Consider the following 315-nt stretch of genomic DNA (forward strand, 5'->3'; position numbering starts at 1 on the left):
CACCGGCTGATCGTCTACCGAACCAACATTGATCGTCACCACCGCCGTGCTGGTGTCGCCATCCGCATCGGTGATCGTGTAGGTGAAGCTGTCCGCGCCGTTGTAGTTCGCATTCGGCGTGTAGGTGAACGTGCCATCGGCATTCATCACCACCGTGCCGTTCGCCGGCTCATCGCCTGGCGCAACACTGAACACGTTGCCGCCGTCACCACTCAAGGTGTCGTTGCCACTCACGTCGCCATTGAACGCCGTGTCTTCCGTCGCCGTAATGCTGTCCGCAACCGCCACCGGCTGATCGTCTACCGAACCAACATT

General features: G+C 60.3%; 1 protein-coding gene. It reads right to left on the minus strand.

Features of this window, described 5'->3' with window-relative positions; all coding sequences use genetic code 11:
- The coding region (locus tag MIB40_RS19535) for an Ig-like domain-containing protein (protein ID WP_249697189.1) at window positions 1–315 on the minus strand (315 nt) is incomplete at both ends.

Origin of the sequence: Aestuariirhabdus haliotis, assembly GCF_023509475.1 — a bacterium.
In the GTDB taxonomy this organism is placed as follows: domain Bacteria; phylum Pseudomonadota; class Gammaproteobacteria; order Pseudomonadales; family Aestuariirhabdaceae; genus Aestuariirhabdus; species Aestuariirhabdus haliotis.